This window comes from Anaerotaenia torta (assembly GCF_050433395.1).
Lineage (GTDB): Bacteria > Bacillota > Clostridia > Lachnospirales > Lachnospiraceae > Mobilitalea > Mobilitalea torta.
In genome coordinates, this window is sequence record NZ_JBNPXH010000001.1 from 853,306 (window position 1) to 875,900 (window position 22,595).

Sequence of the window (22,595 nt, forward strand, 5' to 3'; positions counted from 1 at the left end):
AATTTATAGGAGGTATTTTATGAAAAAATTACTTGCATTATTGTTAGTGCTTGCGCTGGCAATGTCTATGGTTGGCTGCGCAGCGAAAGAACCCAAAAAGGTTACCTTGAACGTTACTACTACATACGCAGGAAATGACGGAAACGCTCAGAACTTCCAGGATGCGATAGCTGCCTGGCAGACGGAGACCGGAAACAAGGTGAATGATTCCTCCGCTACTTCCGACGAGACCTTCAAAGCCAGAATACTGGCAGACTTTGAAACAGGTTCCGAGCCGGATGTACTGTTCTTCTTCAACGGCGTGGACTCCAACCCCTTTGTACAGGCCGGCAAGGTAGTCTCCGTTGATACCATCCGCAAGGAGTATCCCGACTATGCAAAGAACATGAAGGATGGTATGCTGGGTGCTTCCCCGGTAGACGGAAAGAACTATTCCGTGCCGGTGAACGGATATTGGGAAGGCATGTTTGTAAACAAAGAAGTATGTAAGGCTGCCGGTGTTGAAATTCCCGGCCCCAACACAACCTGGGATGAGTTCATGACCATCTGCCAGAAGATCAAAGATGCCGGATATGCTCCCATTGCTGCATCCCTGGCTACCGTACCCCACTATTGGTTCGAGTTCACTATTTACAACCATTTAACACCTGCAACACACAACATTCTTCCCGGAAGCGTTGATGATGAGCATGGCAAGGCATGGGTAAGCGGTCTGCAGGATATCAAGGACCTCTATGACAAAGGCTTTTTCCCTGAGAACACCTTAAGCGGAACCGACGATGAAACCGTTCAGATGTTTATCGATAACAAGGCTGCTTTCTTAATTGACGGCTCCTGGAAGGTTGGCGGTATCGAGAGCTTAACCACCAATATTGATAACTTCACGGTAACTTATGTTCCTGGCAAGAATAACAGAAAAGCAACTGATATTATCGGCGGATTATCCAGCGGATATTATATCACCAAGAAGGCATGGGATGATCCCGATAAGCGTGCCGCTGCTGTAAGCTTTGTTACCTACATGACCACTGACGAGCAGGTTTCCAAGTTTGCTCAGGTTTCCGCAACCGCGCTGAAGAATGGTTCCAAGGTGGATGAATCCAAGCTGTCCTCTTTGGCAAAAGATGGTCTTAAGTTAGTACAGGGAGCTACCGGTATGGCAGGCGCTGTTCAGGATCAGATTCCCGCTGAGAACAGAGTTCCGATCTTTGACGGTATGCCCAACCTGGTAACAGGCAAGAGCGATATCAAAGCTGCCGTAGATGAGGTTATAACCTCTCTGAAAAAATAAGATACCCTCATAAATGAAATAGTAAGGTAAGGCCAGAGATGTACTTTCTCTGGCCTTACGAAAGAAAAGAAGTCATAAGCGAAGAGTCCGCGCATTCATGCGCGTGCGCAGAAATGGAGAAAACTATGACAGCTCATATTTATAAAAATAAAAAACCAATTATTTTTTTCCTGGCGCCGGCGTTTCTATTTATGTTTGTATTCCTGTATTATCCGTTTATCAAGAATATTTTTAACAGCTTTCAGGAGATCAGCGGACTTGGAACGGCAGCGAAGGGATGGCTGGATCCATGGTACAGTAATTATGTTGACTTATTCAAAGATGCGGAAATGTGGATGGCATTCAGAAATACTTTGATTATGCTGCTCGTTACGGTATTCGGTCAGGTAGGCATTGCGATTATCCTTGCTCTGTTAACGGATCGTGTTGCTCATGGTGCGAAGTTTTTCCGAGTTGTTTATTTCTTCCCGATTGTTATTTCTGCAACAGCTCTCGGCCTTTTGTTTAATTTGATTTTCCTTTATGATAAAGGAATGATTAACCAGCTTCGCCAGGTCTTCGGAGCAACCGGCCTGGTTGATTTTAAGAGCAACAGCCTGGCGCTGATTACAATGATGACGCCGGTTATGTGGCAGTATGTAGGCTTTTATTTTATTATACTGGTTACCGGGCTGAATAACATTTCTGCCGAGCTGTATGAAGCAGCGGCAATTGATGGAGCAACACCATATCAGCAGGTAATATCGATTTCCGTTCCCCTTCTTCGCAATGTAATTAACAGCTGTATTGTTCTTGCTGTTACCGGTTCTCTTAAGGTGTTTGACCTTCCCTGGACCATGTTCCCGAAGGGAATGCCCAGCGGGGAGACCTGGCTTACGGGAACCTATATGTATTATAAGGTTTTTAATGCAAATGATGTGGATTACAGCTCGGCCATAGCGGTTATTATAGTAGTGCTGGGAATTCTGCTGTCTAAGGCTGTAAATGTAATCTTTAAAGAAAAAGAATATTAAAAGGAGGGTTGCTTATGAAAACTGCAGAAGTCAGAAAACGGCGCAAAATATCCTTAGGGCAGCCCTTGATTTTTATCTTGTTGAGTATTTGGGCCTTAACCACCACCTACCCGATTATCTGGGTTGTATTGAACTCCTTTAAGGACAGAAGAGTGATCCTGTCCAATTCCTTTCGCCTTCCCTTCGGCGAATTCTTCACGATGGACAATTACCGGCTGGCATTTCAGCGTGTTAATATCTTAAGCGCATATAAGAACAGCCTGATTATCTCCGGCAGTGTGGCAATTATCGTACTTTTGCTGGCAGGCCTGGCATCCTATGTGCTGGTTCGTTACGAATTCTTTTCTAAAAAAACGCTATATAGTTTAGTGATCGCAGGTATGATGTTTCCCGTGTTCTCAACCATCATTCCGGTATTCCAGATGCAGTATTCCTGGGGAATCGTGAACACGAACAAGCTGGGGCTGTCCCTGCTTTCCACCATTCTTCCGCAGATTGCCGGGAATATGTCCTTCGCCATTGTTGTATTAATGGGATATATAAAGAGTATTCCTATCGAATTGGAAGAAGCGGCATATATGGAGGGCTGCAATATTCTTCATATCTTCTTCCGGGTTATCGTACCTTTGACAAAGCCGTCCTTCGCCACGGTAGCCATTTTCTCCTTCTTATGGAGCTACAATGATCTGTTTACCCAGATGTTCTTCCTGCGTACAAAAAATCAATGGGCGATTACCGTATTGCTGAATCAATTGACCTCCCAGGAGGGAACCAATTATGGTCTGATGGCCGCTGCGGTGACGCTGGTAGTAATTCCGATTTTGATTTTATATGTTTTCCTGCAGAAGTATATCATCAAAGGAATGACGGCAGGAGCTATAAAAGGCTGAGGAAATCCGTATATTTATCCTGTTTTTACACATCCTAACCACATAATCCTGGACTGCGGTTTGACCAGACCGCAGCGGAAACAGGGATCAAGGGTTTTGCAGATATTGTGGAGGTTTCTATGCTAAAAGAGGATTTGAAAAATTCAAAGGATAATTTTATGGGCAAGGTAAAGGAAACTGCGGGGCAGTATATGGATAATGACCGCCTGGAGCTGAAAGGCAAGCTTCAAACAATGAAATCCAAGGCAGGGAATAAGCTGGAGGACATGAAGGAAGAGATGGCGGAGAAGGCAAACGATATCCTTGACTGGGCAGACCCGGATAAAAAGGATAAAGATAAGCAGAACAGATGAATAAGTGTGTGCTGTATTATAAGAGGGCCTGGAGGCTTATGGATTTCCCTTGTACACCGGAGGGACGCTATAGGCTTCCGGGTTTTTTTGTGGTATAATGTCCACGGTGAGCAGATTAGTCCATGACAGGTGTGGCATTGATCAAGCTCGTTTAAATCAATGCTATAGCTGTTATGGATAAGCGCAGCATGAACGAAAGGACGCAGTCCTTGAGTTCCTAATCTGCGGATGATATCTATAAAATAATAAAGCGGGATGAGAATGATACAAGCTTGCTTCTAATCATGCGATTGGAGCAGGATATCATGGACATGTCTTTGTTCATGATATCTACAGATAGCAGAGAGTAGGAAAGGCAGGGTTGGTTATATGGAATCTGGGATGAAGACAGAGACGGGAACAAAGACAAGGATAGGTGAGGATGATTTTTTATTAATCAGCGGGTATCAAGAAATTCCCGAATACCGGACCGGAATGAGCCAATTGGCAGAGAAAGTCTTTGGTCTGGAGTTTGAGACCTGGTACAGCCTGGGATACTGGACACATCGGTACTGTCCTTACTCCTTGGTACGTAATAACCGGATTGTTGCAAATGTATCCGTGAATCCCATGGAATTTGCGGTTGAGGGAAAGCGCTACCGAACCCTGCAGATCGGCACGGTTATGACAGATCCGGATTACCGGAACAAGGGGCTGAGCCGGGTCTTGCTTGAGTGTGTTCTTGCGGAGCACAAGGGGAAGTATGATCTGATCTATCTGTACGCCAATTCCTCTGTCAGGGAATTCTATCCCCGGTTTGGATTTGAGAAGACGGAGGAGTACATCTATTCCAAAACCTGCACCAGGAAATCGGGGTATCATTTCCGAAAGCTGGACGGGAGATCCCCGGAGAATCAGAAGCTGCTGCTGAGGCTCTTGCAGAATAATGTGCCTTCTGCAAAGTATACTTTAGTGGATAACCCGTATCTGCCCATGTTCTATCTGACCTCCTTCCTGGCGGAGTGCATTTATTACTGCGAGAAATTGGATCTGGCAGCGGTAGTGGAGTATGAAAAAGAGAGTATGACTGTCAATGAAATCTTCAGTACCAGGGAGTTTTCCTTGGAAGAGGTGATTTCCTGCCTGCTGGACCAGCCGGAGAGAAAGGTTACGCTGGGCTTTACCCCCTTGGATACCGCTTCCTTTCAGTGTGAATTATTAGACACAGAGGACACCTTTTTTGTAATGGGGAACAATTTTATTCAAAAGGGCGGACTTCCGGTGCTGTCCCATGCCTGAGTGACGGAACGGCAAAACAAGTCCCTACAGCAATTTTTTCTTTTTAAAAAGAAGCAGACATAGGACCGCAATGACAGTACTTAATACAATGACATAGAGATATCCGTATTTCCAGGTGAGCTCCGGCATAGTGGTGAAGTTCATGCCATACCAGCCCACGATCAGGGTCAGGGGCAGAAAGACAGCGGTGATCACCGTGAAGATCGTCATGGTTTTATTCAGATTGTATTCCAGCTGTGCCTGGTATGCTTCCCGGACCTGGACGCAGTATTCCTGAAGCATCCGGGTATTATCACTCAGGCGCCGGGCACGGTCCGAAAAAATATGAAAGAAATGCAGGGCATCTCCGGTAAAGAGGTCTGCGCTGTTCTCCTCCAGCTCCTCACCCACGGCGGTGAACTGCTGATAATAATTATAAAGGAGGATGAGTCTCTTTCTTATGTCCGTAATTTCACGCTGAAAATTCTTCTCAAGCCGGCCTTCATTGATCTTTTCCTCATGCTCGCCAATCTCCTTCTCAATGCCCAGGAGCAGCACATAATCCTCATTGATAAAGAGCTCCAGGAAGCCGGAGATCAGGCGTTCCAGCGAAATTTTAGACAGATTCAGATGCTTCATCAGGTCCAGAAGCTTTCTTCTGGTGCTGTCGTCCCGGTCTTCAATAACCGCGATCAGCAGCAGGTTTTTCTTGATATAAATGGCGATCCGGTCCTGAACCTGGATAATCCGGTCCGGATTAAGCCCGGTAATCGTTCCGAAAAGATAGTCATTGTAAGTGTTTAAGGGGCCATGAATCTGTCTGCCATCACCCTTGCATTCAGTCAGGGTGAGATTGGAAAAGCCGAACTTCGCATAGCAGGCTTCCAGTTCCTCCAGGCTGATGATACCAACGGTTAAGATCTCGGGATTGACATCCTTCTGATGAATTTTGCTGATTTTCCCTTGGATTTGATAATACACGATGCGGCCTCCTTCTGTGGTAAAGCTTGTACGCTTTCATTAGATCATAACATCCGCAGATTAGGAACTCAAGGACTAATCTGCTCATCGTGGACATTATACCACACTGTATTCTGCGGCGGCAAATTAATTGAGGGAAGCCGCCGCTGCACAGAGATATCATGAAAATACTATAGAATTTGACAGACGGATCATTTATAATAAAAGCGAATACAAAGGAAAGTATATTTCCGGCGTACAAGATCTCCGATACGGAGGGCCGGGCTGGAATATGCATGCTGAAGTAATATGAGAGGAGAGAAATTATGGCACTGTTACATGTAAACTTTTTTTCGGAAGTATTAGGAATGAATATGAATATGGATGTGATTTTGCCCCAGCGCACAAGAGGGCAGATAGGAATGGAGGGAAGCCGTCGGGACGGCAAATATCCGGTGCTGTATCTGCTGCACGGGATGAGTGACGATCACACCATCTGGCAGAGAAGAACCTCGATTGAACGTTATGTGAGTGAGATGGGGATAGCGGTGGTGATGCCCGCGGTGCATCTCAGCTTCTACACGGATATGAAATTCGGGTTAAAATATTGGACCTTCATCTCCCAGGAGCTGCCGGGCATCTGCCGGGAGTTCTTTCCGAATATCTCCGACAGGAGGGAGGATACCTTTGCCGCCGGCCTTTCCATGGGAGGGTATGGGGCCCTGAAGCTGGGGCTCTGCGCCCCGGAGACCTTTGGGGCGGTAGCATGTCTGTCCGGTGCTCTGGACATGGTAGGAGGATTAAGAAGCGGTCAGATGGATAACCATAAGGAGCTGTTCCTCAATATTTTCGGATCTCCTGAGGAGCTGGAGAATTCGGAGAATGACCTGATGGCGGCTGCCGGAAGGCTGAAGGAAAGCAAAAAGCCCCTCCCCAAGGTGTATATCTGGTGCGGAACGGAGGATTTTCTCTATGAACAGAACCGTGCCGCAAAAAAGCGCCTGGAGGAGCTGGGTTATGATCTGACCTATGAGGAGTCGCCTGGTGACCATCAGTGGAAATACTGGGATGAGAAAATACAGCGAGTGCTGGAGTGGCTGTCATAAGAAGAGAAAGGGTGTCAGGCACCATAAAATGATTTCGTTTTATGGTGCCTGACACCCTTCTATGGGCAGAAGAGCTTGCTTTCACATGGTTTATGGAATATAATAGGAATGTAATCAGTAGCTTTCAGGTGCCGATCATGCAGTTATGTATACCGAAGGGGGAATTCAATGGAAAGTAGAGCAATCCGGATTTATGCACCCATGAACAAGAGAGTAGCAATGAAGATTATTCACGGGCATTTTGCAACCAGTAACTCCCATATTAACCAGTATATTGACCTGACTACAATGAAGACCCGAATGAGTGAGGCGGCAGAGGCAGCCAGCGTTATGGCGAAGCAGTATATAAGCAGTATTATCATAGACACCATTGTATGTCTGGACGGCTGTGAGGTGATCGGAGCCTTTATGGCTCAGAAATTTACAAATGACGGAATTCGTTCCATGAATAAGCATCAGACGATGTACATCATTACTCCGGAATTCAATACCAACGGACAGATGATTTTCAGAAATAATCATCAGCCTGCAGTAAGCGGTAAGAATATTCTTTTATTGGCCGCTTCCGCTACCACCGGTGATACCTTGAGAAAAAGTCTGGAATGCATCCAGTATTACGGCGGTATTATCCAGGGAATCAGCGCAATCTTCAGTGCGGTGGATAAGGTTGACAATAATCCGGTGCATTCCATATTTACTGCCAAGGATATTCCGGATTATAGAAGCTATAGCATAGGGGAGTGTCCCATGTGCAAGAACAACCAGAGGTTGGAAGCCATTGTAAGCGGCAATGGCTATATGAAGCTATAGAAGGATGATAGAAAGGGTGTCAGGCACCATAAAACGAAGTCGTTTTATGGTGCCTGACACCCTTTCTATCATCCTTCTATATCCCTAATCCGCTTCTTCGATGAATTGCTTCATAATTTCATCCATACGGCTGGAAAGCTGTTCCGTATTCAGCGTGAAATCATTCATATCATTATAAAAGCAATCCAGAGCAGAGGGGTTGATAAAGTATTCGGAGGATTTGGATACAAATTCATGGAGCATCTGATTATATTCTGCCTGACGCTGCTCCATGGCAGAGCGCATCTTCAAATTGTTCTCATTCAAAAGCTGATAATAATTCTTCATCTGTAAGTGGAGGAATTCCATTATTTCACTGCGCATTTGAGCCATATTATGGTATGCCTGGAGGGAGATGCCCGAGGGTTGATCCAGGCTGCCCCTGTGCTTCTGCCCCTGAGCCGGCACATTGGCAGGTGCATCCATAGCGGGCTGTGCAGCCGCCGGATCACTGTTGGCGGCAGCGGCTTCTTCTCTTGCCGAGTGTATTTCTGCTGCTCTAATATTAAAATCCCGCTCCAGAGTTTTACGCCGGGCATGTTCGTCCTCTAATTGCTGCTTCAGATCCTCGCTCTGCATCTGCAAATGAGCGGCCTGGGCTGATGCCTCTGCGTTCTTCTGCTGCAAGGCTTCGACCGCTGCAGAAAGCGATGCAATCTGGGATAGGAGATTTTGATTCTCTTCCCGGACCGCCTTGAGTTCTTCCGCTGCTTTCTTCGTATCATCCTCCAGCAGGCAGGCTTTGGCGCTGACATCGGACACACTGTTCTTAATCTGGGTCTTCAATGTAATAATCGTAGAGTTTAAGCTTTCGTTTTCTTCCCGGAGAGCGTTCAATGCCACGTCAACCTCGGAAGCCTTATACCCAAACAGCCCCTTTTTCATAGTATTCATTTCTCCCCTTTTATAAAAGATAGGATTGCAGTATCCGCTTATCACTGCAATTGATTATTGTTTTCCTGCTTTCTAAAGTACATTTAATATCATAAGGGATAACGGTGCAATTGTCAACAATACTCAATAAATACCAGATCATGCAAGAATTGATTCCTACTATTTGGGAAAAGGTACTTGAAACTGAATAATCTTTGTATTATAGTTGTAAATAGAAACTATTGCGCAAAATTGTTATTAGGAGATATTCGATGAGCAACATCCTGATCGTAGGAAGCTATGGGACTTTTACGGAAGAATTGATTAATAAATTTTATAAGGAAAATTGGAATATCTATATGTTAAGCAGTAAGAAAAAGCTGCTTAGGCCTTCCCATGTATTTGAGCATTACATATTTCCCTATGACAGCGCCAGTGTGAGAGAGGTTATAATCAGTGTCCGCCCGGATGTCGTTCTATTCACCGGAGCCTACGATCCCTTGTATTCCTGGAAGGATGAGAGTGTAAAGGAAGAAACCTTGAATTATGTTGCCGGTCTTAACAATCTGCTGATGTGTGCGGCTACTCTTGGGGTAAGACATTTTATTTATGTATCCTCGGACAAGGTGTTTGAGGATGAATATATTGTGGATATCAGGGAAGATATGACGACCACGCCCAACAGCTTCAGCGGGATGACCATCTCCCAGGGCGAGAATATGGCCTTGCATTTTAACCAGACCACGCAGATGGAAGTTACGGTGGCACGAATTGCCGGGATGTACGGGATCCCCGCCAACCGGGAGGCCTGCACGGATATCTATTCCAGGATGTGTATGAAAACACTGGTTGCCGGCCGGTTGAAGGTGAATGCGAAGAGGGTGCTGTCCGCCCTGTATGTCAGGGATGGTGTTGAGGCATTGTATCTTTTGGCCGTGGCACCGGAGAGAAAGCATTCGCTGTATCATATTTCCTCCATGGAGGAAGTGACAGAGGATGCGGTTGCCAGGCTGATCCAGGAGAACTACTCTCATCCGGTAGAGATTGCGGATCAGACCGTCGGACTGAAACACCGTACAATTTTATCCAATGAACGGTTCTGCAGCGAATTCACTTTTGAGATAAGAAACAGCTATAAGGAAATGATCCCTCTTATTATCTCTTATATGAAGAAGCATAAGAATCTTTTTTTATACCGGGAGGAAGAGCAGGAAAGGAAGGATATTCAATACCGCCTGCTGCATTTGTTTAAAAAAACATTTCCGTTTTTGGAATGTGTTGTGTTCTTTATTCCTTTTTTTCTGTTAAATAATCGTGCGGCAGGCAGTACGTATTTTGAGGGAATTAATTTTTATCTGCTGTATGTGCTGCTGTTTGCGATGATGCACGGCAGGCAGCAGGCGATTTTTTCCTCGATGCTCAGTGTGATAGGGTATTGCTTCCGGCAGATGTATACAGAATCCGGTTTTTCCCTGCTGATTGATGTAAATACCTATATCTGGATCGCACATATTTTTGTGGTGGGGCTGACGGTGGGGCATCTCAAGGACCGGTTCCGGGAGATGGAACAGGATAAGAATGAGAGAATTCAGTTTCTCACGGGCCGGTTGAATGATATTACGGTGATTAATTCCAGCAATACAAAGCTGAAGAATTATTTTGCCGACCGGCTGATCAGCAGTTCGGAGGGCGTTGGGCGTATCTATGAGATTACCTCCAGGCTGGAGAGAGCAAAGACAGGTGAGGTGTTATTTGCCGCACTGGATACGATTGCCGAGATTATGGAGACGCCGGACGTGGCCATATACCTGGTATCCGGCAGCGCTTATTGCCGCTTGGCCTCGGCTTCCAGTGAACGGGCGCGATCCCTGGGGAAGTCAATTCCCATATCGAGATACAGCGAGATCTTCGAGATCCTGACCCTGAAGCAGGTCTATGTCAACCGTTCCCTTGACAACCAGCTTCCGATGATGGCCAGTGCGTTGTTTGATAACGGGAATAATATGAGAATTATTATTCTGTTATGGGACATGCCCTATGAGCGGATGACCCTGTATGAGGCCAATCTTCTGACTATCGTCGGAGCTCTGGTCTATTCCGTGGTGGTACGGGATGCGGATTATCTGGATGCCCTGGCCTACCGCAGGTATATTGCCGGAACGGCCATTCTTCAGGAAGAAGCCTTTGCAGCCATGCTGGATATTTACCGAAATGCGGGAGAGAAGGGGTATGTGGAGTCCTGCGTGCTTTATATCGGCAAGGAAGCCATGTCCTTGCCGGACATCGCCAATCGATTAAAGGGGGTCTTTCGGGATACGGATTATGTGGGTGCCATGCCGGACGGCAATCTGGCGGTTCTGCTGACCAACACCAATTCCCAGGAAGCGGTTCATGTCAGGAAGCGACTGGAGGAGAAGGGAATCGTAACTTATTTGGAAAAGAAGCTTTAGGAGAGGGATTGTCTATGGATTTGACCGGACTTTGGCCCGTACTGATAATCTGCATAATGAATACTCTGGCCGCTCTGGCAGTATTTATTGTGGCCTGTCTTAGAAAGAGGGGCCAGCGCAGCACCCTGTTTCTGATCGCCTGGTTTATTTTCATTGTGCCCTTCTTAGGGCTGCTGTCCCTGGGTCTGAGCTATATGATGGGCTATTTGACCCGCAAGAAGAAGGTGGATCTCAGCGATGTAAGCTTTAGCCAGGAGAGAGAGAAGCTGGTGCTGCCTCCGGATCAGGAGACGGAGATAAACTATGTTCCGATTCAGGATGCCATGGCGGTTTCTGATACGGCAAGCCTGCGCCAGCTTCTTTTAAATACCTTGAGGGACAATGCGAAGAGAAGCGTGGGGAGTATTGCAATCGCCATGAACAGCAGAGATACGGAGACCTCCCACTATGCCGCGTCCGTGATTCTGGACGCACTTTCGGAATTTCGTTCCACAGCCCAGGAGATGTTAAGCCATCTCCAAAAGCTTCCGGAGGATGTAGAAATGAATCTTCTTACCCTGGATTATATCCATGAGGTTCTGGGGATGAAAATCATGACCGGTGTGGAGCAGGAAGCATATATCTACACTCTGAATGATGTGGCGGAAACTCTGTTTAAGAACAATCTCTGGTACATGACAGCGACGCATTATCTCTGGATGACGGATTTGTTCCTTTCCATTAAGAATTATAACGAGGCAGATAAATGGGTTGTCCGGGCGAACCGTTACCGTCCGAATATGCTGGATACCTATAAGGCAAATCTGCATTTGCACTACAGCAGTCGGAATCAAGCTGCCTTTTTTCACTCTCTGAACGAGCTGATGGACAGTGACGTGGTTGCGGATGAAGAGATTTTAAATCTGATCCGGCTCTATGGGAGACGGGGGTAGGGAGCAGGAGCCTATGATTTCAAGAGAAAATTATCTTTCCATACTGATATTGATAATAATGGTTTTTGTAATGTTTATGTTTGTGGGTGTGTCTTCGGACATTTTGTCGGACGCCTCTACCAACAGCAGGGCCGAGGATCGTGCGGAGCTGAATCGAAAGGATACGGTGACCGCGGATTCCCTCAACCTGGAGCAGCTCTCCTCAGAGAATCAGACGGGCAGTACGGGAGGCCGTCCCGTCTCTTCAACGAAGCTGCAGGCAGCAATTATATCAGCGGGTGAAGAAGATCAGACAGCCGGGATACTGGTAGAATGGTGTACTTATAATAAGTACTTTTATTACCTCTATAACGGACTGCCGAAAGCGGAGGAATTGGAAGGCTATGATCTGATCTTGTTTGGAGAAACAGAGATTACCGCACGGGACAGAGAGCTGTTATATTCTTACGCCGAGCTGGGCACTACGATGATTTTTACCAGATTGCCCGAATATGAAGAGCTCAGCACGGATTCCCGCTTTGCCCGGTTTTTTGGCATAAGAGAGGCCAAAGCCCGGGAAATAATGGCGGATGGAATAAAAATCTTCCCGGATTTTCTCTTGAGTAAGGAGCGCAGGTATGAGAAGGGAGATTACTTCGGCGAAGAGGATGATACACAGATAAGGGTGCCGTACTATTTGCTGGCGCCCGGGTATGAAATATATTCCGTCGGGCTTCTGGAGAACCAGAAGGAGCTGGGAATCGAGGACAAGGATCTTCCGCCGCTGCTGTGGAGAACTCAAACAGGGAAGTCCTTTCTCTTTTCTGTGAACAGCGAGATCTACAGGGGAGTGTCCCTGCTGGGAGTGCTTACCGGCTTCCAGTCCGCAGGAAAAGAGATTCATGTGTATCCGGTGGTGAATGCCCAAGTGATCTCCTTGTTAAATTACCCTTATTTTTCGGATGAGAATGAGACAGGCATGCAGCGGCTGTACAGCCGGAGCTCCGAGGCGGTGGTCAGAGAGCTGCTCTGGCCCAATATCATACAGGTATTAAAAAATTACGGCAAATCCTTCAGCTTTTTTGCGGCTCCCCAGTTGGATTATCAGGACGAAACAGGTCCGCTTAAAGATTATATCGGTTTCTATCTGAAGGAGATTTCCAAGCTTCCGGGTGATATGGGGCTGTCCCTGGGACAGGTTTCGGATACTGATTTAGCGGAGCTCCTTGAGAAGCAGGAGGAGTTTTTTGGGGAGCACTTGCCCGAGTATGCTTTTACCGCGTTGTATCTGGCGGATTTTGATGAGGACGAGGCCAAGGAGCAGCTGGGCCGCGGCCTTTTGAAGGATGTCCGGCTGGTAATGTCGGACTACCGGGAGGGAAACCGTCTGATCAGCTTCCTCAATGATACGGTATTATCGGTGAAATTCCTTCTTGACGGCTACCGGCATGAAACCATGGATGATCTGAGGATGATCTGTCTTGAGAATGCCCTTGGAATGAGCAGCGCCAGGGTGGACATCGGGCGCGTTATTTATCCGGAGAGCAGCGAGGACGAGTGGAATAATCTAAGTCTGAAATGGTCCAAGGGAGATACCTATTATAAAGAGTTTGCCGAACTGGATACCGTCTCTATCTATGAGATGGAGAAGCGCATCCGGCGCTTTCTGGCTCTGGACTATGAGTATGAAATGCTTGGGGATGAGCTGAGGATTTCTATCGGAGGCTTTGACGAGGAGGCATATTTTGTTCTCCGTACTTATAGCAGAAGCGTTACTTCGTTGGAAAATGCCAGTGCCGAGAAGCTCTCTGATACGGCCTGGCTGATCAAGGCCCGGGCGGCTGATGTCCGGATACAGCTGAAGGAGGAGAAGGTACTTGGCAAGCCCGGGAACAATAGGATAATCCCCAGCAATCCGGAACAGGGAGATGCGGACCGGAAGTAAGATGATTTGGAGGTGCGGATATGACGGTATGTATCATAGCCGAAGGCTGTTATCCCTATGTGGTAGGCGGAGTGTCCAGCTGGATACACAGCATAATCAAGCTGTTTCCCAATATTGAATTTAAACTGATTTCCATTATCTCGGACCGCAGCTCCAGCGGTAAGTTTGTCTACCAGCTCCCGGGAAATCTGACGGAGGTTCATGAGGTCTATCTCCAGGATGCGGACTGGGTTGGCGGCAAGAAAGCAGGCAGGGGCCGGCTGCATTTGAAGAAGAAGGAAGTGGATGCGCTGCGCAGTCTGATCATTGGCGAGGAAGTGGACTGGCCGACGGTCTTCCGTATCTTTGACCGGAAAGATATCTCGATTAATCATATACTCATGAGTCCGGAGTTTCTGGAAATTACCAAGGAGTATTACTCCATGCGGTTTTCCGACATTACCTTCTCGGACTTCTTGTGGACCCTGCGCTCCATGTATCTTCCGCTGTTTTTTGCGCTGCGGTGCGCTGTGCCCCGGGCGGATGTCTACCATTGTGTATCCACCGGATATGCGGGAGTGATCGGAAGCAAAGCGTATACCACCTATCCCGATTCCCGGCTGCTGATCAGTGAACACGGCATCTATACCAGGGAGAGAGAGGAAGAGATCATCAAGGCAAAATGGGTTCGGGGTATCTATAAGAGCATCTGGATTGAGCAATTCCGGAAGATGTCAAAATGTGCTTATCATTATGCGGATCTGGTAACCGCACTTTTTGAACAGGCCCATTCCCTTCAGCTGGAGCTGGGGTGTCCGGCCAATAAGGCGGTCATTACGCCAAATGGGATTGATGTAAGCAGGTTCTCCGATCTTCCCGGGAAGGATCCGGAGGATCCTTATATTAATGTGGGGGCGATTCTCAGGGTGACGCCAATCAAGGATGTCAAGACGATGATCAATGCCTTTCACTTTGCCCATCAAAAAGAACCGAGGCTGAAGCTATGGATCATGGGGCCGGATGATGAGGATCCGGAATATGCGGCGGACTGCCGCGAGCTGGTGAAGACGTTGCAGGCTGAAAACATCGAATTCACGGGAAGCATCCGAACCGCGGATTATATCGGCAGGATGGATATGACCATTTTGACCAGCATCAGCGAGGGACAGCCCCTCACTATTCTGGAGGGATTTGCGGCGAAAAAACCTTGTATTGCCACGAATGTGGGGAATTGCCACGGCCTCGTCTATGGTGAAAATGATTCCTTTGGGGAGGCGGGAATTGTAGTTCCCATCATGAATATCTCCGAAATATCACGCGCCATACTGAGATTGGCGAGGCATCCGGAGACAGCCCGCAGGATGGGGGAGAACGGATACCAGCGTTTGATGCATAAATACCAGAGCGTCTATATGGAGGAGGCTTATCGGAGAATTTATAAGGCGTTGGCAGAGATTAGTGAAGTTGAATACAGAGAAGAGCCCTTTGTTCCACAGATATAGAATAAGGGGGAATGGAATAGAGGGAATACGGCGATAAAATGAGAGAAAGGCAGGATGGCCCATGGCAGGTCTTGGGATTCAGTTAAATAAAATCTTTGATAAGCATTCCGTAGCGGCGGCTATTTACGGAATTGGTTTCAGCTTTGTATATACCATCGCTCCGATGCTGGTGGTAATCGGATGTCTGTTCGGAATGTACCGGGTGCTGGGCTTTGATACGGTGGGATATCTGGAGAGGGAGACCTTCTCCAGCAGCATCCTCTATATCTTTATTTTTGCGCTTTTGATATCCTCTCCTTTTAATTCTGTGCTGTCGAAATTTCAGACAGACCGGATCTATGAGCGGAGGTATGAGGACATCCAGCCCTGTATTTATGTCGGAATCATTACGAATCTGACCCTTGCTTCTTTGCTTGCCATTCCGTTTTATATCTACGAAATCGTTGTCGGCGGAGTGCCGGTCTACTATGTATTTACCACTTATATGGGATTTTTGGGACTTTCCCTGACCTTTGCCGCGATGGTGTATAATTCCATCTTAAAACAATATAAGAAAATATCCCTGTACTTTATCAGCTGTATGATACTATCCTTTCTTCTGTCCATGGTCTTCCGGTTTCTGCTGGGATTTTCCGTTACCTATAGCATGCTTCTGGCATTAAGCATTGGATTTTTGCTGATCGCCTCCCTGGAGCTGGCCAATGTGCTGCGTTATTTTCCGGGAAACAGCCGGAGGTACCGGGAGGTACTTCATTATTACAGAATATACTGGAAGCTCATTGTTTCTAATTTTTTATATACTCTTGGGTTATTTATTCATAATTTTGTATTCTGGACACAGCCGTGGAATCTGGTGGTTCGGAACACCTATGTTTCCAATCAGCCCTATGATATGGCATCTTGTCTGGCGATGTTTACCAGCATCTCGGCCAGCGTACTGTTTATTTCCAGGGTAGAGATGCATTTCCATGAGAGATACCGGGACTACACGGACGCGGTCATCGGAGGGAAGCTGGACAGCATTGAGAGCTCCAAGAAGAGGATGTTCCGCGGACTTTCCTCCCAGCTGTTCTCTTTGGTAAACATCCAATTTGTGGTGACGGTGCTTCTGTATCTGATCGCAATCATCGCGCTGCCCTTAATGGGATTTTCAGGTATGGTTATGGCTATTTATCCGCAGCTGGCCGTAGGATATTTTATCTCCTATCTGATGTACTCGGAGATGTTATTTCTATACTACTTTGACGATTTGACCGGTGCTATGATCAATGGCATTATTTATGCAGGGGTTGCCCTGGTGGGATCCATCCTTGCCACGAAGCTGGCGGTTATCTGGTATGGTGCGGGGTTCACAGCGGCGGCTTTTCTGGCCTTTACCTTCTCTTACTTCCGCCTGAGGTGGATCGAGAGAAATCTGGACAGCCACATCTTCTGCCGGGGAACTGTCTTGAAGCAGATTTCGGAAGACATGCCCGAAGCAGATGTGTATAATATATATAAAGGAAGAACTACAATACGATAAAAAAGGGAGGAAACGAATGTCAATCTTATTGCGGATTTTGGTGTGTGTTACAGGTATTGTTCTCATTTATATGGCGAGGAGAGCCAGTATTGTTCGTAAGATGACAGAGAAACAGAGCTTGTTCTGGATTATGGGAGGGGTGATTATCATCCTGTTCGGAGTGATTCCCCAGTTGGTTTACTTCATATCCGATCTGTTCTCGGTAGAATACCCGCCCTCGATTATCTTTGCCATTGCCTTTGTTCTGGCGACTTATGGGATCTTTGATTGCTATCGGACCAATGCCGAGCTGACAGCCAGGGTGCAGGAGCTGGCGATGCAGGTGTCGCTGCTGAATGAAGAAAGCAATTCACTAAAAGAGCAGAAGCAAAATGAGGAGGCTGTCCGGGAGAAGCAGGAAGTATGAAGAAGAAGCTGCTGTTTATTATTAATACCATGGGACGGGCCGGAGCGGAGACCGCTCTCATCGAGCTGCTGAAGAAGCTGGATTCCATGGGAGATTATGAGCTCTCCCTCTATAGTATTATTCCCTGCGGAGAGCTGTTTGACCGGGTGCCGGAAGGAGTTCATATTCTGAATAAGCATGTGAGCAAGGGGTCTGTTCTCTCCTTTTCCGGTCATATGCGGATTGCCGGAGCCGTCTGTTATTCCTTCTTCTATAAGCTGACCGGCTTCCGTTTACTGGGCTATCTGCTGGAGAATCTCAGGGAACAGAGAGCGGCCGGAAGGAAGCTGCAGTATGATAAGCTCCTCTGGAGACTTCTGGCGGACGGACGTCCTGAGATGAAAGGAAGCTATGATCTGGCAGTGGCCTATATTGAAGGTGCTTCGGCCTACTTCCTGGCGGATCGGGTCCGCGCGAAGCACAAAGCGGCCTTTATTCATATTGACTATCAGAAAGCCGGGTACACTCCCCTCATGGACTGGGATTGTTACCGCGCTGCAGAGAAGATATTTGTTGTTTCCAGAGAAGTGGGTGAGAAGTTCTGCAGTGTCTACCCGCAGTACGGTGACAGAGTACATCTGTTCCGTAATATACTGGATGCCGGGGCAATACGGGAAAAGGCGGAGCGGGGCCGGGGCTTTACGGATGAGTATGACGGTTTCCGGCTGCTGACAGTAGGGCGCCTGCATTACCAGAAGGGATATGACATTGCCATCCGGGCGCTGGCAAGATTAAAGGCGGATGGTTACCCGGTGCGCTGGTATGTGATCGGTGAGGGTATGGAGCGGGCGAATCTGGAGCAGCTGAGGAAGCAGCTGGGGGTGGAGGATTCCTTTTTCCTCCTGGGAGTCAGGGAGAATCCCTATCCTTATGTGAAGCAGGCGGACATCTATGTCCATGCAACCCGGTTTGAAGGAAAGAGCATAGCGATTGAGGAAGCGCAGATTCTGGGGAAAGCCATTGTCGCATCCGACTGCACCGGCAATAAGGAGCAGATTATCCATGGATACGACGGTTCCCTGGTGCCTCTGGAGGCGGATGTGCTGGCGGAGGAGCTGAAGCGCGTTATGGATGACCATGAATTACGAAAGAGATATGAAGAGCATGTACTTGAGAAAAAGCTGGACTTTCCCGAGGATCTGGAGTGTATGCTCTCCATGCTGGATGAGAAGGGAGCTGAGGCACATGAAAAAGGTATTGATCATTGTACCGGCATTTAATGAGGAAAAGAATATGACCGCTTTATTTGACCAGCTATGCCGGCCGGAGATTCAAAGCTTTGCGGATATACTGGTGGTAAACGATGCATCCAAAGACCAGACGGGAGTAATTGCACGCTCCTACAATGTTTTACTGGTTACTCACGTGTTTAACCTGGGCTATGGTTCGGCGCTTCAGGTTGGCTATAAGTATGCGGTGCGCCGCGGTTATGAGTTCGTAATACAGCTGGATGCGGACGGACAGCACAACACGTCCAATATCCCCCATATTTACAACTGCCTGACGGCACCGGACTCCCAGGGGAATGTGCCGGATATTGTCATCGGCTCCCGTTTCGTGGAGGGAAGCGAATCCTTTAAGATTTCCCGGCTTAAGAAAATATCCATCGGTTTGTTTTCCTGGATGATTAAGAAGGCGACCGGACAGCGGATAACCGATCCCACATCGGGGCTGCAGGGGTTAAACAGAAGAGCGTTCACTTACTATTCCATGTATGGTAATTTCGATTATTTCTATCCGGATGCCAACATGATCATACAGATGCTTCTCCTTGGCTTTCGTATTATGGAGACCAAATCCGTCATGCATGAGAGGACGGAGGGAGTGAGCATGCATACGGGGCTGCTGAAGCAGATGACCTATATGATGATTATGCCCCTCAGCATCTGGACGGTGGTAATCCGCATAAAGAGAGGATTGCAGAAATGACAAAATTAAAATGGATTCCGCTTCCCCGGTCAGAGAGGGCGGAGAGATTAAATAATCCATATTGCGGCCTTTACTCTATCTTCCGCTTTTATGCCGACAGTGATGTGATCCTGAAGGAAGGGGTACGGATTGAAGAGGTGCAGGTGGAACAGGGACAGCAGCTCTGCCTTGTGGAGATCAATCTTCTGAATTTTAACGAGAGAGAACTGACAAAAGAGGCCCTGGATATTATCCGCCGCATATTCCGGCATTTTTCCTCCCTGGAGAAGCAGCTGATTGTCCGCTTTGTATATGATTGGGAGGGAAAGGGTGTGCTCAGTGAGCCCAAGGATCTGGAGATTATCGTAAATCATATGAGCCAGCTCTCTCCGCTGCTGAAGGAATATACGAGGGATATTTATATCTTACAGGGACTGTTTATCGGCAGCTGGGGTGAGATGCATAATTCCCGCTATCTGAGCGAGCGCCATGTTACCCGGCTGGCAAGACAGATTTATGAATGCACCGGGGATAAGACTCAGATTGCACTTCGCTGTCCCAGCTTTTGGAGAATGGTATTCAGGACATACCAGCCCCTGGATAAGGAAACGGCCTTTACGAATATCCAGAAGGCCAGATTTTCCTTATTTAACGATGGGATTATGGCTTCTGAAACAGATCTTGGAACCTATGGAGAGATCAGCTTTCGGGATTCCAAATCCTGCGGTGATAAGCTGCTGCGCAAGGAAGAACTGGAATTCCAGAATCAACTGTGCCGGTATGTGTCCAACGGAGGAGAGGTGGTCAACGAATGTCCATGGAATGATGCGGCTCCTGCAATAGAAGCCTTGCGGGAGATGCGGATCTCTTATCTCCACAGTGATTATGATGAGAGAGTGCTGGAGAAGTGGAAGAGTGTTAAATCCGGAATCAACCGTGCTCCTTGGAAAGACAGAACTGCCTTTGAATATATTGTGGCACACCTGGGATACCGGTTTACCATAGAAGAGGCCTCCCTGTCGCTGGCTGAGGATAAGAGCGGCAATATGAGAGTGTCAGTCAAAATCAGTAATCAGGGATTTGCCCCCTGCTATCATCCGTTCACCGTGAAGTTTGTGGTTCGTACCGCTTCCTTCTCAGAGGTGCATGAATATACGGTGGATACGGATACCAGGCTGTGGATGCCTCAGGATACGGTGGAGCTGGAGGTGCAGATTCCCTGCGGCGATCTGGAACAGAGATATTATATTCTGTGCTTTGGGATCCATGATCCAAGAACCGGGAAGCCGATTCAGATGACAAATACCTTCTCCGCAATCAACTATTCGGGAGATTATAGTTTAGGTAACTTCGCTATTAGTATTTGAGCAGTGCAGGATGGGAGAGAATAATGTCGGATTTGTTGCTGAATGTAGTGATAATTGCAAAAAGAAATACTTCTTTAAGCTTTCTGCGTGCGCTGAACAGTGTTCTGTCCCAGCTTTATTCGCCTGTCCGAGTGATGGTAGCAGATGCCAATGAGCCTGACAGCGTATACAGCCTTGGGCTGCAGGAGGATCTGGTTGCGTTTCCGGAGGTGGGGTATCTGTGTTTGGATCAATCGTTTTCGGAGGCGGCAATCCGTAATAGAATGCTGGAGACGGTGGAAGGGGATTATATTGCCTATTTAAGCAGCAATGACGAATGGGATCAGACGAAGGCTTTGCTGCAGATGCAGCAGCTGTCCGGCGAGCCGGCGGCAGGAGCCTCCTGCTGTAACGGAGTATTGATTGATGAACGGAAGACGGAGGTTTCGGTAGATTCGCTGATGGAGCACGGGGCTTCGGATTCCTCCTCCTGGCTCCTGAATAATCCGGCAAGAAGGTCGACTCAGGTAATTTACCGGATTGAGGCGGTAAGGGAAGCCGGAGGCTTTGACCGGCAGTTTGTTAATTTTTGCGACGGGGATATGCTTCTCAGGCTGAAGGAGAAACACAAGATTTTAATACTTCCGGTCTCACTCTGCAAATGCTATATAACGCTGAATCATACTTCCTATGATTGGGATGAATTTCAGGATAAACGAAAAATACTTTACAAGTATATGGACCGGTTTATAGTCAACAGGTCTATGACACATGAATTCTACGGGCAGATGCTGCGTCTGTCCGGGTTGAATTATATGTGGCTTAACTATTTGGTTTATGCCTATATGTATTTTATCAAGGCACCGGGGCACACCATTTTTATGTTTTTAAAGCGGTTGGTAAAGCTGCTGCGCTACATTGTAAAATGGAGCTGCCGCGAGATTTCCATAGGGAAAGAAGGGCTGCGGATCAGCCGGGACATTCAGCTGCTTAGGAAGGGGAGAATAGAGAAGATCAAGGCTTTGCAGTATTCCCCCCGGACCGACCAGCCCGCCGGGGAACCTCTTGTTTTTTCCTCCTTACGGCAATATAATGAGAAGAACTCCCTGGACTTTGCCCTTAACCGTAAGCTGACGGGTATTGTGATCCCGGAATATGTCACCGTAATTAAAAGAGGCATGTTCTACGGCTGTGACCGGTTGGCCAGTGTGGAAATTCCCAATACGGTGGTGGAGATTCAGCCCCATGCATTTCATAATTGCAAGAATCTGCGTCATGTGATAATTGGGGAAGGAAGCCGCTTGGGCAGAATAGGCTCCCATGCCTTTGCCGGGTGCAGCTCTTTAGAGACATTGCGTCTGCCTTCCAGTGTGGTCCGGATCGGGCCCTATGCCTTTGCGGAATGCGGTTCCCTGAAGCAGCTTTTATTTACTCATCTGAGTAAGGGGGAGGAGAAGACGAACCATGTCTATCCCACGGCTCTCCGAAAGCTTTCCCGGTATACCTTCATGGGCTGCATTCGCCTGATGTCGGTGGAATTTGGCTTGAACAGCATGCTGGATACTCTGGAAAGAGGAGTGTTTCTCGGCTGCAGGAGGCTGCAGAACGTGGTTCTCACCGGCAGAATCAGGAGCCTGGGAAGCTACCTCTTTGCCTACTGCAGGGAACTGAAAACAGTGGCAATCCCACAGGTGGATGCCATGGAGAGCATTGGCAAGGCGGCATTTCTGCATTGCCAGGCCTTGGATTATTTTCAATTTTCCACAAAGCTGGAGCATATCTATGAACGGAGCTTTTACGGCTGCTCCAGTTTAAAACAAATTAAAATTCCTAAGAAAATGCTGTCTGTCAACCACCTGGCATTTGCAAAATGTACTTCCCTGACGGATGTAATCATCCTAACAGGAGATATCTCAATCGCCTCCACAGCCTTTGACAGGCATACCAGGCTGCAGTTCCCGGAGGGAAGTGAGAAGCGTTAAAAAGGATGGGATA

General features: G+C 47.6%; 19 protein-coding genes. 17 read left to right on the forward strand and 2 right to left on the reverse strand.

Features of this window, described 5'->3' with window-relative positions; translation table 11 throughout:
- Window positions 1-19: 19 nt before the first annotated feature.
- The 5 genes from HNQ56_RS03650 to HNQ56_RS03670 all read left to right on the forward strand — a co-directional run bounded on the left by HNQ56_RS03650 (window position 20) and on the right by HNQ56_RS03670 (window position 4,825).
- Entirely contained in the window at window positions 20-1,291 is a 1,272-nt protein-coding gene (locus HNQ56_RS03650; RefSeq protein WP_429142911.1) for an ABC transporter substrate-binding protein, read from the forward strand.
- A gap of 125 nt (window positions 1,292-1,416) precedes the next feature.
- On the forward strand, window positions 1,417-2,304 hold the full coding sequence (locus tag HNQ56_RS03655) for a carbohydrate ABC transporter permease (protein WP_429142913.1): 888 nt from the start codon (window positions 1,417-1,419) through the stop codon (window positions 2,302-2,304).
- A 14-nt stretch (window positions 2,305-2,318) separates the two neighbouring features.
- Window positions 2,319-3,194: a carbohydrate ABC transporter permease gene (locus HNQ56_RS03660; protein WP_429142915.1), complete on the forward strand. Its 876-nt coding sequence runs from the start codon at window positions 2,319-2,321 to the stop codon at window positions 3,192-3,194.
- A gap of 119 nt (window positions 3,195-3,313) precedes the next feature.
- The gene (locus HNQ56_RS03665) at window positions 3,314-3,547 is read left to right on the forward strand and encodes a CsbD family protein (protein ID WP_429142917.1); all 234 of its coding nucleotides are present in this window, start codon (window positions 3,314-3,316) and stop codon (window positions 3,545-3,547) included.
- A gap of 369 nt (window positions 3,548-3,916) precedes the next feature.
- Entirely contained in the window at window positions 3,917-4,825 is a 909-nt protein-coding gene (locus HNQ56_RS03670) for a GNAT family N-acetyltransferase (protein ID WP_429142918.1), read from the forward strand.
- A 24-nt stretch (window positions 4,826-4,849) separates the two neighbouring features.
- Here the strand turns inward: HNQ56_RS03670 and HNQ56_RS03675 are convergent, their stop codons facing one another.
- Window positions 4,850-5,785: a magnesium transporter CorA family protein gene (locus HNQ56_RS03675; protein WP_429142919.1), complete on the reverse strand. Its 936-nt coding sequence runs from the start codon at window positions 5,783-5,785 to the stop codon at window positions 4,850-4,852.
- A gap of 305 nt (window positions 5,786-6,090) precedes the next feature.
- Between HNQ56_RS03675 and HNQ56_RS03680 the strand changes: the two genes are divergently transcribed.
- Both HNQ56_RS03680 and HNQ56_RS03685 read left to right on the forward strand, forming a co-directional pair.
- A complete protein-coding gene (locus HNQ56_RS03680) occupies window positions 6,091-6,870 on the forward strand; it encodes an alpha/beta hydrolase (protein ID WP_429142920.1) in 780 nt (259 codons plus the stop codon).
- A gap of 168 nt (window positions 6,871-7,038) precedes the next feature.
- Window positions 7,039-7,680: a phosphoribosyltransferase gene (locus HNQ56_RS03685; RefSeq protein WP_429142922.1), complete on the forward strand. Its 642-nt coding sequence runs from the start codon at window positions 7,039-7,041 to the stop codon at window positions 7,678-7,680.
- A gap of 84 nt (window positions 7,681-7,764) precedes the next feature.
- On the opposite strand, the gene HNQ56_RS03690 is transcribed toward HNQ56_RS03685, so the two are convergent.
- Window positions 7,765-8,613 carry a hypothetical protein gene (locus HNQ56_RS03690; RefSeq protein WP_429142924.1) on the reverse strand — a complete coding sequence of 283 codons (849 nt, stop codon included), beginning with the start codon at window positions 8,611-8,613 and terminating at the stop codon, window positions 7,765-7,767.
- A gap of 251 nt (window positions 8,614-8,864) precedes the next feature.
- Between HNQ56_RS03690 and HNQ56_RS03695 the strand changes: the two genes are divergently transcribed.
- The 10 genes from HNQ56_RS03695 to HNQ56_RS03740 all read left to right on the forward strand — a co-directional run bounded on the left by HNQ56_RS03695 (window position 8,865) and on the right by HNQ56_RS03740 (window position 22,582).
- Window positions 8,865-11,042 carry a sugar nucleotide-binding protein gene (locus tag HNQ56_RS03695; protein WP_429142925.1) on the forward strand — a complete coding sequence of 726 codons (2,178 nt, stop codon included), beginning with the start codon at window positions 8,865-8,867 and terminating at the stop codon, window positions 11,040-11,042.
- 14 nt (window positions 11,043-11,056) lie between these two features.
- Entirely contained in the window at window positions 11,057-11,974 is a 918-nt protein-coding gene (locus HNQ56_RS03700) for a hypothetical protein (protein ID WP_429142926.1), read from the forward strand.
- A 13-nt stretch (window positions 11,975-11,987) separates the two neighbouring features.
- A complete protein-coding gene (locus HNQ56_RS03705) occupies window positions 11,988-13,898 on the forward strand; it encodes a DUF2194 domain-containing protein (RefSeq protein ID WP_429142928.1) in 1,911 nt (636 codons plus the stop codon).
- A gap of 20 nt (window positions 13,899-13,918) precedes the next feature.
- A complete protein-coding gene (gene pelF, locus HNQ56_RS03710; protein WP_429142930.1) occupies window positions 13,919-15,379 on the forward strand; it encodes a GT4 family glycosyltransferase PelF in 1,461 nt (486 codons plus the stop codon).
- A 61-nt stretch (window positions 15,380-15,440) separates the two neighbouring features.
- On the forward strand, window positions 15,441-16,901 hold the full coding sequence (pelG, locus tag HNQ56_RS03715; protein ID WP_429142931.1) for an exopolysaccharide Pel transporter PelG: 1,461 nt from the start codon (window positions 15,441-15,443) through the stop codon (window positions 16,899-16,901).
- Between the two features lie 16 nt (window positions 16,902-16,917).
- Window positions 16,918-17,307 carry a DUF2304 domain-containing protein gene (locus HNQ56_RS03720; protein WP_429142933.1) on the forward strand — a complete coding sequence of 130 codons (390 nt, stop codon included), beginning with the start codon at window positions 16,918-16,920 and terminating at the stop codon, window positions 17,305-17,307.
- Complete coding sequence (locus tag HNQ56_RS03725; protein ID WP_429142934.1) at window positions 17,304-18,566, forward strand: glycosyltransferase; 1,263 nt, start codon at window positions 17,304-17,306, stop codon at window positions 18,564-18,566. The genes HNQ56_RS03720 and HNQ56_RS03725 overlap by 4 nt, the downstream gene beginning before the upstream one ends.
- On the forward strand, window positions 18,532-19,275 hold the full coding sequence (locus HNQ56_RS03730) for a glycosyltransferase family 2 protein (RefSeq protein WP_429142936.1): 744 nt from the start codon (window positions 18,532-18,534) through the stop codon (window positions 19,273-19,275). The genes HNQ56_RS03725 and HNQ56_RS03730 overlap by 35 nt, the downstream gene beginning before the upstream one ends.
- Window positions 19,272-20,621, forward strand: a complete 1,350-nt coding sequence (locus HNQ56_RS03735; protein ID WP_429142938.1) for a DUF4832 domain-containing protein — start codon at window positions 19,272-19,274, stop codon at window positions 20,619-20,621. The genes HNQ56_RS03730 and HNQ56_RS03735 overlap by 4 nt, the downstream gene beginning before the upstream one ends.
- A gap of 23 nt (window positions 20,622-20,644) precedes the next feature.
- The gene (locus HNQ56_RS03740; RefSeq protein WP_429142940.1) at window positions 20,645-22,582 is read left to right on the forward strand and encodes a leucine-rich repeat protein; all 1,938 of its coding nucleotides are present in this window, start codon (window positions 20,645-20,647) and stop codon (window positions 22,580-22,582) included.
- The last annotated feature ends 13 nt before the right edge of the window (window positions 22,583-22,595 follow it).

Excerpts from the sequence above, each read along its gene's own strand:
- HNQ56_RS03650 (WP_429142911.1), top strand. The coding sequence starts at position 20 with ATGAAAAAATTACTTGCATTATTGTTAGTGCTTGCGCTGGCAATGTCT.
- HNQ56_RS03655 (WP_429142913.1), top strand. The coding sequence starts at position 1,417 with ATGACAGCTCATATTTATAAAAATAAAAAACCAATTATTTTTTTCCTG.
- HNQ56_RS03660 (WP_429142915.1), top strand. The coding sequence starts at position 2,319 with ATGAAAACTGCAGAAGTCAGAAAACGGCGCAAAATATCCTTAGGGCAG.
- HNQ56_RS03665 (WP_429142917.1), top strand. The coding sequence starts at position 3,314 with ATGCTAAAAGAGGATTTGAAAAATTCAAAGGATAATTTTATGGGCAAG.
- HNQ56_RS03670 (WP_429142918.1), top strand. The coding sequence starts at position 3,917 with ATGGAATCTGGGATGAAGACAGAGACGGGAACAAAGACAAGGATAGGT.
- HNQ56_RS03680 (WP_429142920.1), top strand. The coding sequence starts at position 6,091 with ATGGCACTGTTACATGTAAACTTTTTTTCGGAAGTATTAGGAATGAAT.
- HNQ56_RS03685 (WP_429142922.1), top strand. The coding sequence starts at position 7,039 with ATGGAAAGTAGAGCAATCCGGATTTATGCACCCATGAACAAGAGAGTA.
- HNQ56_RS03690 (WP_429142924.1), bottom strand. The coding sequence starts at position 8,613 with ATGAATACTATGAAAAAGGGGCTGTTTGGGTATAAGGCTTCCGAGGTT.
- HNQ56_RS03695 (WP_429142925.1), top strand. The coding sequence starts at position 8,865 with ATGAGCAACATCCTGATCGTAGGAAGCTATGGGACTTTTACGGAAGAA.
- HNQ56_RS03700 (WP_429142926.1), top strand. The coding sequence starts at position 11,057 with ATGGATTTGACCGGACTTTGGCCCGTACTGATAATCTGCATAATGAAT.
- HNQ56_RS03705 (WP_429142928.1), top strand. The coding sequence starts at position 11,988 with ATGATTTCAAGAGAAAATTATCTTTCCATACTGATATTGATAATAATG.
- pelF (WP_429142930.1), top strand. The coding sequence starts at position 13,919 with ATGACGGTATGTATCATAGCCGAAGGCTGTTATCCCTATGTGGTAGGC.
- pelG (WP_429142931.1), top strand. The coding sequence starts at position 15,441 with ATGGCAGGTCTTGGGATTCAGTTAAATAAAATCTTTGATAAGCATTCC.
- HNQ56_RS03720 (WP_429142933.1), top strand. The coding sequence starts at position 16,918 with ATGTCAATCTTATTGCGGATTTTGGTGTGTGTTACAGGTATTGTTCTC.
- HNQ56_RS03725 (WP_429142934.1), top strand. The coding sequence starts at position 17,304 with ATGAAGAAGAAGCTGCTGTTTATTATTAATACCATGGGACGGGCCGGA.
- HNQ56_RS03730 (WP_429142936.1), top strand. The coding sequence starts at position 18,532 with ATGAAAAAGGTATTGATCATTGTACCGGCATTTAATGAGGAAAAGAAT.
- HNQ56_RS03735 (WP_429142938.1), top strand. The coding sequence starts at position 19,272 with ATGACAAAATTAAAATGGATTCCGCTTCCCCGGTCAGAGAGGGCGGAG.
- HNQ56_RS03740 (WP_429142940.1), top strand. The coding sequence starts at position 20,645 with ATGTCGGATTTGTTGCTGAATGTAGTGATAATTGCAAAAAGAAATACT.